This window comes from Paenibacillus sp. 2RAB27 (assembly GCF_052115445.1).
Lineage (GTDB): Bacteria > Bacillota > Bacilli > Paenibacillales > NBRC-103111 > Paenibacillus_E.
In genome coordinates this window covers 33,703-50,098 of record NZ_JBFRGR010000009.1, presented here as the reverse complement: position 1 = coordinate 50,098, position 16,396 = coordinate 33,703, and the positions used below count along the sequence as shown (strand labels likewise).

General features: G+C 45.4%; 2 protein-coding genes. Both read right to left on the bottom strand.

Annotated features, from left to right (window positions below; all coding sequences use genetic code 11):
• Nucleotides 1-48 precede the first annotated feature (48 nt).
• Nucleotides 49-4,362: an S-layer homology domain-containing protein gene (locus tag AB4114_RS14960; RefSeq protein WP_441989148.1), complete on the bottom strand. Its 4,314-nt coding sequence runs from the start codon at nt 4,360-4,362 to the stop codon at nt 49-51.
• A 535-nt stretch (nt 4,363-4,897) separates the two neighbouring features.
• Entirely contained in the window at nt 4,898-16,003 is an 11,106-nt protein-coding gene (locus AB4114_RS14955) for an S-layer homology domain-containing protein (protein ID WP_441989147.1), read from the bottom strand.
• Between the last annotated feature and the right edge of the window lie 393 nt (nt 16,004-16,396).

Here is a 16,396-nt window from a genome sequence, read left to right as displayed (position 1 = left end):
TTGACTGCCGCAGAGTAACCCTTTTTTCCGCCTTCCAACTGATTTTGATTAGTTGCTCTTGTTGGCCAGTCTGAGCAAGACCGTTACAGCCTCAGCCCTCGTTGTTGAGTCTGTAGGAGCGAATTGGTTAGCGCCTTTGCCTTCTATCAGTCCTTGTTTCTTCATCGCCGCTACTGCACCCTTGGACCACGCAGGAACATCGTTGTCGTCTGTGAAGTCGGTTGTCGATTCGGCATCAACGGCCAGACCCATAGCATTGGCGAGCATCGTTGCCACTTCTGCGCGTGTAATTTCCGCGTCCGGACGGAAGCTGCCGTCCTCATAGCCATGAATAATACCTGCTTGAACAGCTTGCGTAATAGCTTTTAGCGCCCAGCTTCCGATCTTCGCTGTATCTGTGAAACTCAACGCCACTCCTTCTCCCTGCGGCTTCAACGTATTCATCAGCATCACAGCAAATTCCGCACGTGTCACCGTATGATTCGGCTTAAATGTGCCGTCTGGATAACCACTGACGATTCCTTTGCTCACTGCTTGCTTGATGTTAACCTCTGCCCAGTGCCCAACGATATCACTTAATTGAATAGGTGGTTTCGTATCCGTAGGGTTATCTGTAGTTGGTTTCTCCGCTGCTTGATCAATGGCGAATACAGCATATTTGGTAAAGTGATTGACCTCTACCGTAACATGATTACCGTTCACTTTACTTCCGGCCACTTCCACCCATGTCTTCTTCACTTCGTCGTAGTAGAATACCGCCACTTTTTTATTACTCTTCAAGCTGGCTGGATCAAAAGCGAAGCTCAGCGTTACAGGTTTGCTAAAGTTCTCTGAGAAGTTTTTCAAAATCTCATAGATTGGACTGGCTAGAACATCTTTCTCCGTTAGAAGCTTTTGCGTGTCTAACACTTTTTCAATTGTTAGTTTCAGTTCCTTACCTGAGGCATCGGCAGGAATGGAGATTTTGATCCCATCACCCAAACTAACCTCACCGATTTTACCTGTTGGTAGCGTTAAATTACCATCCGTTGAGATTACTGTGTCACTTGTATCTCCTCCTCCGCCATTGCCATTACTAGGCGGCGTTGTAGGTGCAGATGCACGAGTCACTGTAACCGTGTAGGTTTTCGGGGTACCATTCTGAGCTGTCACAACCACAGTAATGATATTCTCCCCTACGTTCAGCGCGATAGCTTTACTTGGCTGACCACTTATAACGGTCGTTCCATTTACTGTGACACTCTCTTCTGCATCAACTACCGTTGGGGTAAGCGTCAAGCTCAGAATATTGTTGGCTACATTTTGTGTATAGCTTTGTTTTGCCCGAGCAAATGTCTCGTTCAACGCGCCCGATGACAAACTAATATTGCTCAAATCAGGGAAAGGCGCATGCTTAGTATCGGCCATAGCCGTTTTCATCGACTGAAGGAACCTTGATGTTTCATCGTAAGGTGGTGTACTTAGAACGTTCGGATAGCCGTCATCACCGGGAAGCCATAATAGTTCAACTGGGATATAACCACGATACGGACTATTTCGGATGACCCCGAACAATTTATTCAAATCCATAAGCTCCGTTGTTTCGGCACCACCAGGCTTTTTCTTAACCTGAAAGTTGTTGGAGTAGGGAAGGACAAGTGAAATATCCTTATACCAATCGTATTGTGACGCGTCGACATTTAGAAAATCTCTGTAGTACCCTGTATCGTTCACAATGCCAACATTAGATCTGTTGATCCATTGCACAAGCTGTAGAACCTGGTTGGCCGTTGCTAACATATCGCCGTGGTTCTGAACACCAATTTGAACATCTGGATAATTTGCTGCTGCATAATCGGCAACTTGCTGAATGGCAGGCACAATACGATCATGTGTGATTGTCGCCCAGCCTGTGCGCGCAATGTCAACAGGAGGAGGTCCAGAAAACACACGGATCACAGGCGCACCCATTTCAGACGCAACCTGCGTCCAAAAATTAATGCGCATAATATCCAAATCACGTCTCGTTTGATTGGGGTCCGCAAAGTTATTTTGAATACCCGTCCCGCTTATCGCAATACCCAAACTGCTGGCCAGATCTTTAATTTGTTTGGCATAGGCAAGGATTGCTGGTATCTGAGCTTCTGTAGGCATAGCCGTATTGCTGTACCCTGGAATGTAATAGCAAGTGACGTCGACAGCATCAAATCCATGATCATGCGCCCATTGAATAGCCTCAAGTGCTGTCATTGGAGTCGGTGATGTACGACCTTGCAAGAATGAGTTGATATTCGAGTTAAAGGTGTACATATTGAGACTTAACTTATAATCACCGTTATAATACGGCACCGTTTGATCCACACGGAGGAAGTTATAATCTGCATCAATATAAGGTGCCGCCGGTGTTATTACGGGTAAAGAGTCACCATTATCAGCAACAAATGTCATCGCGCTCCAGTCAATTTGATCACTATTTTCCAGCTTAATATACTCATTGTATACAGCTAAACTAGGCACATGAATAGTCATGTGTGTCACAAAATTGAACCATAAGCCTTGTTTGCCATCAGGTACATTAAGCTCAGGCGGTACGTCTCCTAAGTATAAATCCGTCAAATTCATACAAAAGTAGAAAGCTCTTTGTTCGATTTTTTTTACTTTGGGAAATCTTGCCGTCGTAAGCTTGCTGGCACTAGAACCCTTTGTTTGGGCGAACGCTTGGGAACTTATCGTTGTTACATTTGGAAAGTTGACTTCAGTTAAATTTTCAAATAGATTAAATGCTTTTACTCCGATTGTCGTTACGTTATCCGCTTGGACTTTTTTCAAATATCGATTACCTTCAAATGCGTTCTTGGGAATGGTCGCAGCTACGAAATTAGCTGTGCCAACGACATAGAGTTCTTCAAGCTTTGTAAGGTTGGAAGCAATAAAAGCACAGTCAGTAGGGTCTAATTCGCCTGCATTGATGGTAAGAACTCGGATATCTCCATAGTTAGTACCCGTAAAATTAGAGCTGTCAATCGCACTCTTCAGAGATTTAGGAGCAAAGTACGTATTTATGGTAACTGTTTGGGTTGCGGCTGGTCCGCTGCCAGCATCCTGCTCAGCATCGTCGCCATTTGACATCACGATTACACCATTGTCACCAATACCGCTCCAGTCTCCATCGTTAATAAAAAGGTCTACGGAAACAGTGGGCACACGAATGATGAGATGGTCGGTATCGACCCCATAAAACCAGTCGCCCGGTGCAGGTGGTGGACCAACAAGATCATCAAGCCCAATCGGAAGATAAGTTTTATTAAAAGTGATGGATTTAAGGCTGATATCGCCACTAAAAGCTAGCGGACCCAGCGTGCGAGTCAAGCCAAACTCGGCTGTTTCAAGTAAGATATCACCCTGAAACGCGGATGAACCGATGTAGGAAGTATCAATGCCTATTTTCACTGTCTTTAGGCTTGTAAGCCCTTTAAAGGCGTTATTCGGTAATTTGTTGCCGCTCCATGTTAGGAAAGTAGGATCAATGGGTTTTTCTATTGTGAACGAAGTAAGGTTCTTATAATTGCTGAAAGATTTACCCGTAGTAGGGTTAAAGTCGCTATTTGCAAACACTTTCTTTGCGCCGCTGCTTGATTTTATTACAAGTGTCTTCAGAAGAGCAGCCTTAGCGGGATCCGTGGAGTCATATCCAGCTTCGGCCAAAAGATCCAGAAGAGCCTTACTGTTGTTCGTACCATCAAATGTGATGACAGCATCGCCAGTTGGAGGTGGTGCTACCACGACGCCTGATGTAATAGATGTAAGATTGGGACAATTCGGATACGCTGAGGGACTCAGGGATGTAACTTTAGGAATGACTAATGTTGTTAAGCTGGCAATACCTGTGAAAGTACTTGAGCTTAACGTCGTTACGTTATCAAGCTTAACAGATTTTAAATTGTTGTTGACTGAGGTAAAAAGGTTAGTTGGTGTGGTATTCTTCGTGTTGACATTTTGACCACTTTGAGTTGTTGCAGTACCAATAAGTTGAAAATCCACAAGACCTGTCAAACTTGGAATGATTCCCGGTGCCGTTGTGTCATTGCCATCAGCTGATTTCCCAACACCGACGACGCCTGCCGTGATAATTAAGACTTTAATCTCGGAATATGCAGGCTTAGGTGTTAGAGTGTTAAAAAGGTTGTCAATTTGAGTCTTTAACACACCTGCGACAAAAGTACCATTTAATGTCAACGTACCTGTCGCCGTGTCAAAGCTATCGGGGGCGGCGGCCTCAGCCTTTGTGCCCATGGTGAATTGAACTGATGTAAATATCATCAGAATTGCTAGAATAAGGCTCAACACTTTATTCGTTTTTCCTTTATTCATTTTTCTAACCACGTTCTCACTCCTCCTAAAAATAATTTCACTTACAAGATGTCAAGCATTTTGTACAACCACCCTTATGTAAACGGTTGCACACTGTTTTCAATTGGTCTCTCCTAAATTTCAGTGTTGAGAGCGAGAAAACAGTTCCATGCTTATTCCAAATATAGGTAAACGTTTACTTGGAAATTAAATACCAAAGTTCAACAGTTTTGCTTTTGAGAAAGCAAAGAACAGCTTTATGCTGATAGTTGAACAAAAGTTTGAGTATACGTTTACATATAGAATGGAAATAAAAAATACTCAGTAAATCCGACTATTTCTTGTTGCGTGATTCATCATGAGGATATTCTGAAATAGTATAGGTAAACGTTTACGCTCACTTTATGACTATATCATCTTTGTCCATAAAGTCAAGAACTTCTCTTGGTCTGAGAATTAATTATTTACAGAAAATTCGCCAATGAAAAAAGGTTATCCATCAAGCAGTCTGTTCGACTACCTGAGGAATAACCTAATTTTGAGAAAATTGTTTACGTTATTAGTTCTATTAAGCGAGCATCCTCAGAAGAACTGTGACAGCCTCAGCTCTCGTTGTTCGAGCTGTAGGACCGAACTCGTTGTTGCCTTTGCCTTCTATCAATCCTTGTTTCTTCATCACTGTTACTGCTCCCTTGGACCATACCGGAACATCCTTGTCGTCAGTGAAGCCGGTTGCCGTTTCGACATCAACGGCCAGACCCATAGCATTGGCGAGCATCACTGCCATTTCTGCGCGTGTAATTTCCGCGTCTGGACGGAAGCTACCGTCCTCATAGCCTTGAATAATACCAGCTTGAACTGCCTGTGCGACAGCCTTCAACGCCCAGCTTCCAATCTTAGCTGTATCTGTGAAAGTCAGTGCCGCTCCTTCTCCCTGCGGCTTCATCGTATTCATCAGCATCACAGCAAATTCCGCACGTGTTACCGTAGCATTCGGCTTAAATGTGCTGTTCAGATATCCACTGACGATTCCTTTGCTCACCGCTTGCTTGATGCTAACTTCTGCCCAGTGTCCAGTAATATCGCTAAATTGAATATGCGGTATAGTATCTGTAGGGTTCTCTGTTGTTGGTTTCTCCACAACATGATCAATGGCAAATACGGCATATTTGGTAAAATGATTGACCTCTACCGTAATATGATTACCGTTCACTTTACTTCCAGCCACTTCCACCCATTCCTTCTTCACTTCATCGTAGTAAAAGACTGCTGCTTTCTGATTGCTCTTCAAGCTTGCCAAATCGAAAGCAAAGCTCAGTGTTACAGTTTTGCTAAAGTTCTCCGAGAAGTTTTTCAAAATCTCATAGATTGGACTGGCTAGAACTTCTTTTTCTGTGAGAAGCCCTTGCGTGTCTAACACTTTTTCTATCGATAATTTCAGTTCTTTACCTGAGGCATCAGCAGGAATTGAGATCTTGACTACATCACCCAAACTAACCTCACCTATTTTACCTTTTGGCAGTGTTAAATTCCCATTCGTTGACATCACTGTGTCACTTGTGTCTCCTCCTCCGCCGTCGCCATTGCTAGGCTGCGTTAAAGGTGCAGATGCACGAGTTACTGTAACCGTATAGGTTTTGGGTGAGCCATCCGCTGCTGTTACATCAACAGTAATGATGTTCTCCCCTACGTTAAGCGCAATCTTTTCGCTCGGCTGTCCAGAAATAACGGTCGTTCCGTTTACCTTCACACTCGCTGGTGCATCCTCTGCCGTCGGTATAAGCGTCAGACTTACAACGGTATTCGCTACATTCTGCGTATAGCTCGTCTTTACGGTAGTAAACGTCTCGTTCAACGCGCCTGTTGATAAACTAATGCCGCTCAGTTTCGCGTTCGAGCTTGCCGCATTTACAATGACAACAAAGTTCGTCGTCTTGGTCACGCTGCCCTCTGTATAGCTGACGGCAACCATAGTCGTACCACTTGTGTGAAGCAACGTTCCATTCGCCGGCGTAACCGTGTAGCCGCTCACATTGGCTTTCGTGCTATCGCTATAGGCTGCTTCAATCTCCATACCAGTGAAATCAAGCGCATCGCCGACTGTGTAGCTTGTTTTCGTAGGCTGCGGTTTTACCGCAATGCCAGTTAGCGTGACCGCTGCTACATGAGCAGAAACGACAAAGTTCGTCGTCTTGGTTACACCGTTCTCCGTATAACTGACGGTAATTGTACTGGTCCCCGTTGTGTTAAGCAACGTTCCATTCACCGGCGTAACCGTGTAGCTACTCACTTTAGCTTTCGTGCTATCGCTGTAGGCTGCTTCAATCTCCAAACCAGTGAAGTCAAGCGCGTCGCCGACAGTGTAGCTTGTTTTGGTAGGAGGTGTTTTTACTATAATGCCAGTCAGGGTGACCGTAACGCTGTTAACAGAGACGGTAAAGTTCGTCGTCTTGGTTACGCTGTCCTCTGTATAGCTGATGGTAACCATAGTAATACCCGGTGTGTTAAGCGGCGTACCACTCGCTGGCGTAACCATATAGCCGATCACGTTGGCTTTCGTGCTATCGCTGTAGGCAGCTTCAATCTCTAAGCCAGTGAGATCAAGCGCATCGCCGACTGTGTAGCTTGCTTTCGTAGGCGGCGTTTTTACCGTAATGCCAGTTAGACTGATGGTTGTCACGTTGTTTGTTATTGTATAACGCTGAACCGTCTTTCCGTCTTCGGCAAGCACAGTAAGGACATTGTCAATGGATACGTTTGTAGAAATCTCCCTTGCACTATTAAACGATGCCGCGTCTTTTACAGTTGCAGACACAGAAGCGTTTGCGACGACTTTCCAACCAGCCTTGCTGTTTTTTAGAAGCGTTGCTTTCAGCGCCTCCTTTGTCGTGCCTGCTGGCACATTGCGTATAGTGAAGTTCGGCGCCTTGCCGCTTACGATGATGCCAGGAATGTAGCCGGGACCACTGGTTGCGGCTGTTACATAGGCATTATTGCTGAGTGCTCCAGCTGCGTTATTCACATACGAACCCAGAATAATAAAGTTTTGCGCCTCGGACGGCGAATTGGTTGTAGTTCCTCCAGTTCTGACGTGTATGTTTCCAAGGTCAGCGGGCACTTCAATATTGTCGATCGTCGTTTCACCTACGCTTGTCTTTGTTCTTATAACGATACCCTCGCCCCAAGTGGTGTTTTTAGGCGAAGAGAGGGCATCCGTAACCACGAATTCATACGCGGTTTCAGGAAGTAAACCTGTCAATTTCATCGTACCGCCAACTGTTCCAGGCTCGGCTGATGCGGTTGGAATAACGCCCTGCGGCAAGCTTTTGACGCCTCCCGCTCCTACTAAATAATTCTGTGGAAGCGAATTGGCATTGCTGCTATTTTCAACCGCCATTACGTGCATGTAAAGCTCAGGGGACGAAACAATATTGTCATACACGGTTTGGCCATTCCCTGTTGTAATCGATTGCCCTTTATGATCCCACGCATCTGTCGCTGGGTTGTCAGTATTCGTGTTGATAATATACAGATACGTTGTGTTCGGCAATAAACCTGTCAGCTTGGTTGTTCCTCCTAGTGTGCCTGGCAGCGCACTGGACTGTGGCGTTGCATTCGCAGGCTTTACTTTTACCAGATCTGCCGTTACATAGATATTTTTTTCAGAGGAAGCTTCTTTGATGTCAGTAGCTGAAAATCTGATATGAAGATATTGCCCAGTTAGTACCGGTATATTGTCCTTCGTCGTGTCACTGGAGGCTGTTGTGAACAGTAATGCGGCATCCCAGTTTACGAGTTCTTGTGCGCTTGTGTTAACGATATACTCATATGCTGTTCCTGGAAGCAAGCCTGTTAGCTTGGTTGTTAAGTGATTTGAACCCGGTTGAAGCGTTACAGTTGGGGCTGAGGCATCCACTGTCTTGTTGATTTGACTAATATCTATAAGTATATACATGGGACTTGAGGCAGACATCGTTGCTGTTTCCGCTGCCCGAATATACAAATAGCTGCCTTGAGTAACAAACAGATTATCTCTTTCCGTTTCACCTGCGCCTGTTGTAAACTGCACGGAGGAAGATGCCCAAGTAGACCCCGAAGGCATACCTACAGTAGTTCTAATCACATACTCATACGTTGTACCGGCCACTAATCCTGTTAGTTTTGTTGTATTGAACTTTTTGCCGGGCACGGCTACGGCTGATGGCGTTGCTGCAGTCGGTTTTAACGTTATTGGGTATTTATTTAACGTTGCACCATCCTCCGCCAGAACGATTAGTACATTGCCGTTTGCTACGTTTTTCGTAGTTTCGATTGCGCTCGCAAATGTAGCCGCCGTTACAGTGCTTGCAACCGCACTTGTGACTACTTTCCAGCTCGCAGACGGAGCAAGAATAAGTCCATTTTTAAACACATCAACACTGGTCGAAGCCGCCAATCCTATGATCGTCTTCAAGGAATTATCGACCGCCAGTCCCCAAAGATAGCCCGTCTCCGTGCTTCCTTTTGCCGTGACGGTTGCGAGGTTACTTGGGAGTTCCTCTGCATTTTTTTTTAAGATAATGAGGTTAAATACGACTGTGTCGATGACGGTTCCACTTGTTAAGGTTGCTGTTAATGTTACACTCGCATCTCCAGCCACAAAAAGCGGTCTTTTCACGACTCCAGTTGCTGATAAGTTTGTATTATTGTCGACCTTCCAACTGATTGTTGAGCCGTAGTTTGAAGTCGTAGGCAAATTTAGATTCCCAATGATTGCATCCGGTGCTGTATTTTGACCTTTGATCTTGTCAAACGTAAGGACAGACTTATCCGCGCTCACCACGGTTGTGTCATCCATTTTGGCATAGTTGATGATGTATCGCTCTACCCCAGTTCCAGATGGGTTAATGATGAGCAAATGATCGCCGTCTCTAATTTGTTCGCCGGATTTTCGAATATAGCTTTTTTTACTGTCTCTTTGACTATCATCATCTGGGGGCCAGAACGTTGCCATGGCATCAGTAAACGCAGCCGCAGACTCCGTTTTAGGCGAAATATTAGAAGGAATAATAAACACCGTAGAACCCACCGGCTTAATATCAAGATATCCTAATAAGCCGTATACAAAGGAGGTGTTCCTAATGGTAGCTGTTCTGCTATATATGACATTGTCAAAAACAGAAACACTTGTATCGACCGGTGTTACGATGATGCCCGTATCTTGCTTGACGGTTAGCATTGCAACGTTTGAGTAGGCCGTTTGAGGGCTGCTAGTATCCGCGTCGGTTACCTTGGATCTATATTGAGTCCCATCCATATCTGCCGTTATTGCGCCCGTCGTATAGGTCGCTGTATTCGCGCCGGTTCCAGTCGTCACGTTATTCCATGTCGCGCCTGCGTCCTTTGACATTTGCCATTGATAGCTGTATGGCCTTGTTCCACCGGACATCGTTACCGTATAAGACGCCGTAAAGCCTGCTCGTTTTGCTACGTTTTGAGGCTGTTTGGAGACAGTGAGCGGCCCGCCGCTGACTACTGCTCCGACATCAATGGCCCAATACTTATTAGAGTTGGATGTGCCTGTACCCGAGCCTGCTCTCGCTCCAAACATAGCTACGCGTAGCAATCTTCCGGAAATATCCGCGGGGAAAGTAAACGTTTCATAATCGGACGCCGAATCGCCGTCTGAACCTGGCGCAACTTCTTTACCCATGATATGCCCGTTACCGAGGTTATCCTGCTGCCAGTTACTCGCCATCACCTTCGTCCACGTATACCCATCGTTCGAAACCTGAAACTCAAAGTAATACGACCTTCTGATTTGGGTATCTCTCGAATATCCAAGTGATACACTACTAATAAACGTTGGTTTATCACCAAGGTAGAACTGAACCCAAKGGGTACCTGACGCCGACCAAGAGGTCGATAAAAGGCCATCAATCAGATTATTAACGTTTGACCCGCCTACACTTGAAGTGACAGGAACGCTCTTGTTGATAATCCCATAATTAACGGTATAAACGCTATCCTTTTTGCCTGGCATGGTAGCTGTAAGGACAACCGCATTATTACCGCCTACAGATGGTGTGACAGTTACTCCAATACCTGCTGTGTAAGTAATGACAGGCAGCGCCGTATAGTCTAATGGGACAGGTACCGTGTACGAAAGGACTTCATTGTTGAAGTTTGCTATCGGTGCGCCGTCAACGAAGATTCCTGTGAGAACGGCAAACTGGGATGCAAAATCGCCAGATTGATCCATATAAGCAGGAATCACACTGCTATTAGTCGTATCGACCGCCCCTTGCCCCATCCGATCCTTCAACTGTTGAATAAATAAGCTGGCAGGTGTCATTCTGCTTCCATTGCTGTACTCATAGGCGCGGAAATTCGGAACATTTCCTGGATCAACCGCATCCATGACAAACGGCAATCGGTCTCCTGACTGGCCGAACAGATAGTTGGCAGCAAGCTGGTTCTGACTAATGATATAGGAACCGGTGTTGTTATAGAGCGTATAGTTTGCTCCCGACCAACCATGTGCCGTTCCGTTGTTCCATCTGTCTTGCAGATAAATTCGTCCGTTGATATTGTCATACAATCCGCCGGTGGACCACCGCAAATGGGGCTCATTCGCGTCAAATTGATAATCCGTCCTGTCGTTGTAAAATACGTTTTGTCCGACAACATTGCCCATCACAATGAATCCATGACGGGTGTATCGCGAGTAGTTTCGTTGATTGAGCACTAACGTGCCGCCAGCGTTTGAAAAATTGTATCGGCGCTCTCCCCCTGTTCCGCTGACAGGTTCAAGGCAGTTGACATCTTGAATTGTAATCTTACTAACACCTGTTGCAATCGCCACCGCACTATCGATGTGGTAGGTGGTTATCGTTCTTGCCCATGCATTTTGCGCATTGCCGAAGCGAATGGCCAACTCAGCATGAAGCTCGTCGTCAAAGGACTGATAGTCCACACCAAATGCGGTATTAATGGCTGTCGTCGAGGAATCAAACCTCGACATAATCAGCATATTCTCGATACCAACATTGCTAATTCTGCCAGTAGGGTTATACTTGGTAACCGTTGAAACGCCATACTTCATATCCAGTGCATCCGCCAATGGCTCTACAAGCGTAATCTCATTTGTGAGAGGATTGATGGATTGAATCGTCCGCTCTTCGTCCGTCGTAACATAACCGCTGTCTACTACGCCATTTACCGCCCATTGATTGGCCGAAGGTATGCCAGGCGCATCTGTAATGGCATCCATTCTAAGATCCTGCGCCCAAGCCGCGTTAACAGCTTTGCGAACATTCACCGTGTCTCCAACATTAAGCCCGCTAACGCTCTCAAGTCTTATCTTATGTCCACCTGCTGGGACATACTGATCGACAACTTTGATTGCGCTTCCGCTTGTGGACGTTGCTGCGCCGGCAAAGTTAAATATAGCGGTATTTTTGTCGTATGAACTGGCGATCCATGTCGCAACAACCTTTGTCACGTTGGGCTGCGGTGCCTCAGAGTGCGTATAATCCTTCCAGTTGGTGGGGCTAAGAGGCGTATTATGCGTCTCAATGCCTTCGTGATCATCACCCTCACCCTTTATGACGATTCCACTAGTAGCAATTCTAATGCTGCTGCTTACCCTATACGTACCTGCCTTTAACAAGATTGAGCCTCTAAATCCATTCGAATCCGGGTCAATACGTCCAAGCATGTTGATTGCGTTTTGAATCCGCTCGGTATCGTCAGAGTTGTTGTCTCCCGATGGTTCAAGGATAATTTTCACAGGAATATTTGGAATTTCAACCCCGCCGCCCTTATAGCCGACATTGGAGTAATCCATCACGGTATTGCCGCGATAATCTGGCACATAGACAAGTTTACCGGCGCTGACAGAAAGCGCAGGATACGGCTTGGTATAGCTATATTTGGTAATATCATCATCTACAGCCGTAAAATAAACCTTATCATAGATCGTTTTGCTTCCTGCAATCGTGTACTCAAAGATATACGTTCCAAGCTTAGAAGCTGTTACATTAGGCGTGATGACACTTGTTGCGCCGCTTGCTATATTCTGACTTGGAAGGGTATAAACGACGGTTCCAGTTGGATCCTTTAATACACCGGTGACTGTAATGTCAGTTGTCGCCGTGATATCGAATTTCGGAACCGCTGTATCTTTCTTTACAATAGCAGGTCGGCCGATGGTTAGGCTCATTCCCTCATAATCGGGCATGATTCTTGCCAAATCTCCTGTAGCGTACGCAGGTTGCGTAGGCACAACATTGGTAACTTCTTTTTGAAAAACATAGAAATTATAAATTTCAATCCAATTGCTTGCAAGCTCGCCTGTCACCATCACATACCTGGCATTGATAGGTGACGCAAGATTGCTCATGAACACCTTGTTTCCGTTCGCATCCGGCAATTGCGTCACATCTTGCGCATAGGCTACGTCCCAGCCAGATGGTTTACTATAGCCAGTCGCAATGCCGCTGGAACCCGCAACGGTTGCGTTCGAAAGTGAGGCCCATTTCGCAGGGTCATTGGTGTATTCAACATAATACGTCGAGTTTTTTAGCCTCGTTGTTAAATCACCCACGGTCGTGCCCCATGCCACGCTAAACTGGTCGATTTTCTTCATTTGGCCTAAGTCTAGGGCAAGCCAGAACGTATTTTTCCCTACACTAATGTTAGCTGCAGTGCTTTGTGAGCCGTCAACCTGATATCCGCTGCCAGCGTTGCCGGTAGAAGCGCCGTTAAAAGCATTCGTAGGATCATTGCCGCTTCTAAAAGAGCTGACCTTAATGTTGTTTGCATTCGGATTCAATGCCAGATTTTCCAGCGTATAATGAATCACTTGAATCGTGTATTCCTTTTTTATTTCMCCCGAAATAACGACAAACTTGTCGTCGGCGACGAGCTCCGTTATTTCACTTTTGGGAATGCCTTTTGCATCCAAAATCCTCAATATCGTACCGGCACCGTTCGTGGTCTGCGCATCAAGCTGTTCGAGGCTTGTTTTCTCGATAACCTGTATGGAACGCACACTCTCATTGACACTCACAATGTTCGGATGAGCAGGCTTCAGTGATAAGGTGATGTCATCCGTTGATCCTGCTCCGTCGCCCGACGTATCGCCGATGGCTTTGATACGAAGTGCCACGCTGCTCCAAACGTCATCCGCCTTATAGATCGCGACTTTGTCCGCTGGTACGTAGAATATCGCATTCGCAGGGAACAAAATTGGACCCGCTGCGGCTGGCGGCAGTGCTGCGCCGAATGTGATCGATGTTAGATTGGTACAGTCAGTAAAAGCGTCTGCATTTGCAACAGTAGTCACACTGGGAATGACTAATGCTGTCAAGCTGCCTGAACCGCTGAATGTACTTGTACCTATCGTCGTAACATTACTAAGCGTGACTGATTTTAATTTAGCGTTTGCTGAGCTAACCAGGTTCTTCGGCGTGGTACCCACCGTAGCACTGTTGGAGCTGCTCTGTGTTGTAGCGCTGCCGATGAGTTGAACATCCTCCAGATTCGTTAACTGCGCTATGATGCCAGTGCTTCCTGCATCCGTGGCGCCAACAATTCCTGCAGTGATCCTTAAAGCCTTAATATCAGCATAAGTTTTGTTAAGAGGGTTAATAATCGCATCAATTTCAGCTTTTAACGTGTTAACAGCAAATATCCGCGTCAATGTCAGCGTTCCTGTCGTTGCGTCAAAGCCTTGGGTGTAGTCTAGCGCTTGACCAATCGCCTTTATGGGGTTGTCTATTATGCCCCAAACAGGATCCGCTTTATATGTCGCGACTTTGTCAGCTGGAACGAAAAATGTCGTGTTTACAGGGAAGAATCCAACTCCGGAACTTGGCGGCGTAGTGCCTAACGTAATCGATGTAAGATTAGTGACATTTTGAAAAACTTTAGCATCGGATACGGTTCCCACTGCAGGAATAGTTAAATTTGTTAAACTATCCAACGCGCTAAACGTGGTCGTACCTAATGTTGTTACATTGTTCAGTGTAATTGATGTTAATTTGGTGTTGGCTGTTCCGCTAGCAAGGTTTTTGGGCGTGATGTTCTTCGTGCTGCTGTTGCTACTACTTTGGGTTGTGGCATTCCCCACAATTTGTAAATCCTGCAGATTGGTTAATAGCGGAATTGTGCTTGTGGCATCCGTAGGGCCAACGATTCCATTGGTGATAATTAAGACTTTAATATCCGTATAAGCTTTCGCTAGAGGGCTCATAATAGCGTCAATTTCAGCCATTAGCGTATTCACGCCAAATGCACCTGTTAACGTTAACGTCCCTGTGGTTGTGTTAAAGCCCTGGATGTAATCTAATGTTTCACCAATCGCTTTTATGCGGCTTGCTACACTGCTCCATGCCGCCTTATATCCAGCGACGCTTCCCGTTGGAACAAAGAATATCGTACTTGCTGGGAACACAGTTGGGCCGCCCGTCGGAATCGTAGCACCAAGCGTTATGGAGGCGAGATGTGTCATGCCCACGAAAGCGCTTGCATCTACGACGGTTGTTAGACTGGGAACAACAAGTGTCGAAATACTGCTCATATTTTGGAACGCCTGCGCATTGATCGTCGTTGCGTTTTGAAGCGTCACAGAGATGAGTTGAGAATTTGCCGCTGTAAAAAAGTTTGATTGGACGATACCAACATCGCTGCTGCTCGCCGTACTCTGTGTGTTAGCTGTGCCTGTCAGTTGGAAATCCTGAAGATTCGTTAATAGCGGGATGATATTACTTGTATCGTCAGCTCCGACTATGCCTGAAGTAATCTTTAAGACTTTGATATCTGTATACGTTTTGCCAGTAGGCATAACGGCATCAATTTGAGCTTTTAACGTACTCACGGCAAAAGTACCCGTCAGTGTCATTGTGCCTGTGTTCGCATCAAATGTGCCTGCATCGCCTCCGCCAGTTCCGCCACCGGTTGAGATGGCACTGATATGGGTTGAAATAGCGCTCCATGTACTCTGGTATGCGGCTAGACTAGCAGCTGGGACATAGAAAGTAGCACCCGGAGCTAAGGCATTATAAATCGTAGTTATGGTGCCGGATGTTAAGGTTGGCGTGGTTGTTCCAAAGGTAATAGACGAAAGACCTGTACAGCCCGAAAAGGCGTTTGTACTTGATATCGTTGCTATTTTAGGAATCGTGAGTGTTGTCAGACTACTCATATTTTGGAAAGCTTGTGCATTGATTGTCGTTGCGTTGAGGAATGTAACCGATTTGAGCAGAGGATTTTGAGCAGGGACAAAAAAGTTTTTCGCAATAATGTTATCGCTAGGTGCGGTTGATGAGCTTTGTACGGTAGACGTACCAATTAGTTGGAAATCTATAAGACCTGATAGCGACTGAATGATGCCTCCTGTAGCTATATCACTACCGCCATCAGCTATTTTGCCAACGCCGACTATGCCAGCAGTCACAATTAAAACTTTAATATCAGCGTAAGTTTTACTTAAGGGGGTAATAACGGCATCAATCCGAGCCTTTAATCCACCTGCGACAAATGAGCTGTTTAGCGTCAGCGTACCTGTCACCGAATCAAAGGTGTCAACGCCGGCAGCCTGAACCTTTGAACCCATAGTAAATTGAAATGAGTTTACTATGATAAGGACTGCTAATATAATACTCAGCACGCGATGTACTTGTTTATTCATGATCTCACTCCTTACAAGCTAATAGGTAAACGTTTACATATGGATAAAAAGTAATAATGCTGCACGGCCGATATGAAAAGACTTATGTATGTGCTTGAGGAAATACGCAAAACAAGTAAACGTTTAGATAAATTATTTAACATATACAATTACACATAATACATTGGGTTTGAATTGTTTATTCTCTTTCTTTTTAATTGGTGTTCTCACTGCAACCTTCATTAACATTTCCCCATTTCATTACCTCCAAACCAAATAATCTGAAAAACGTATTATGTAAACGTTTACTTGAAATTATAGCATCTTTATCCATAAAGTCAATAATACCAAAGTCAAAGAATCAGAAGGCTTTTAATCTCCCAGTTGCAAGTCAAGTCAGGTGACGAATAGACT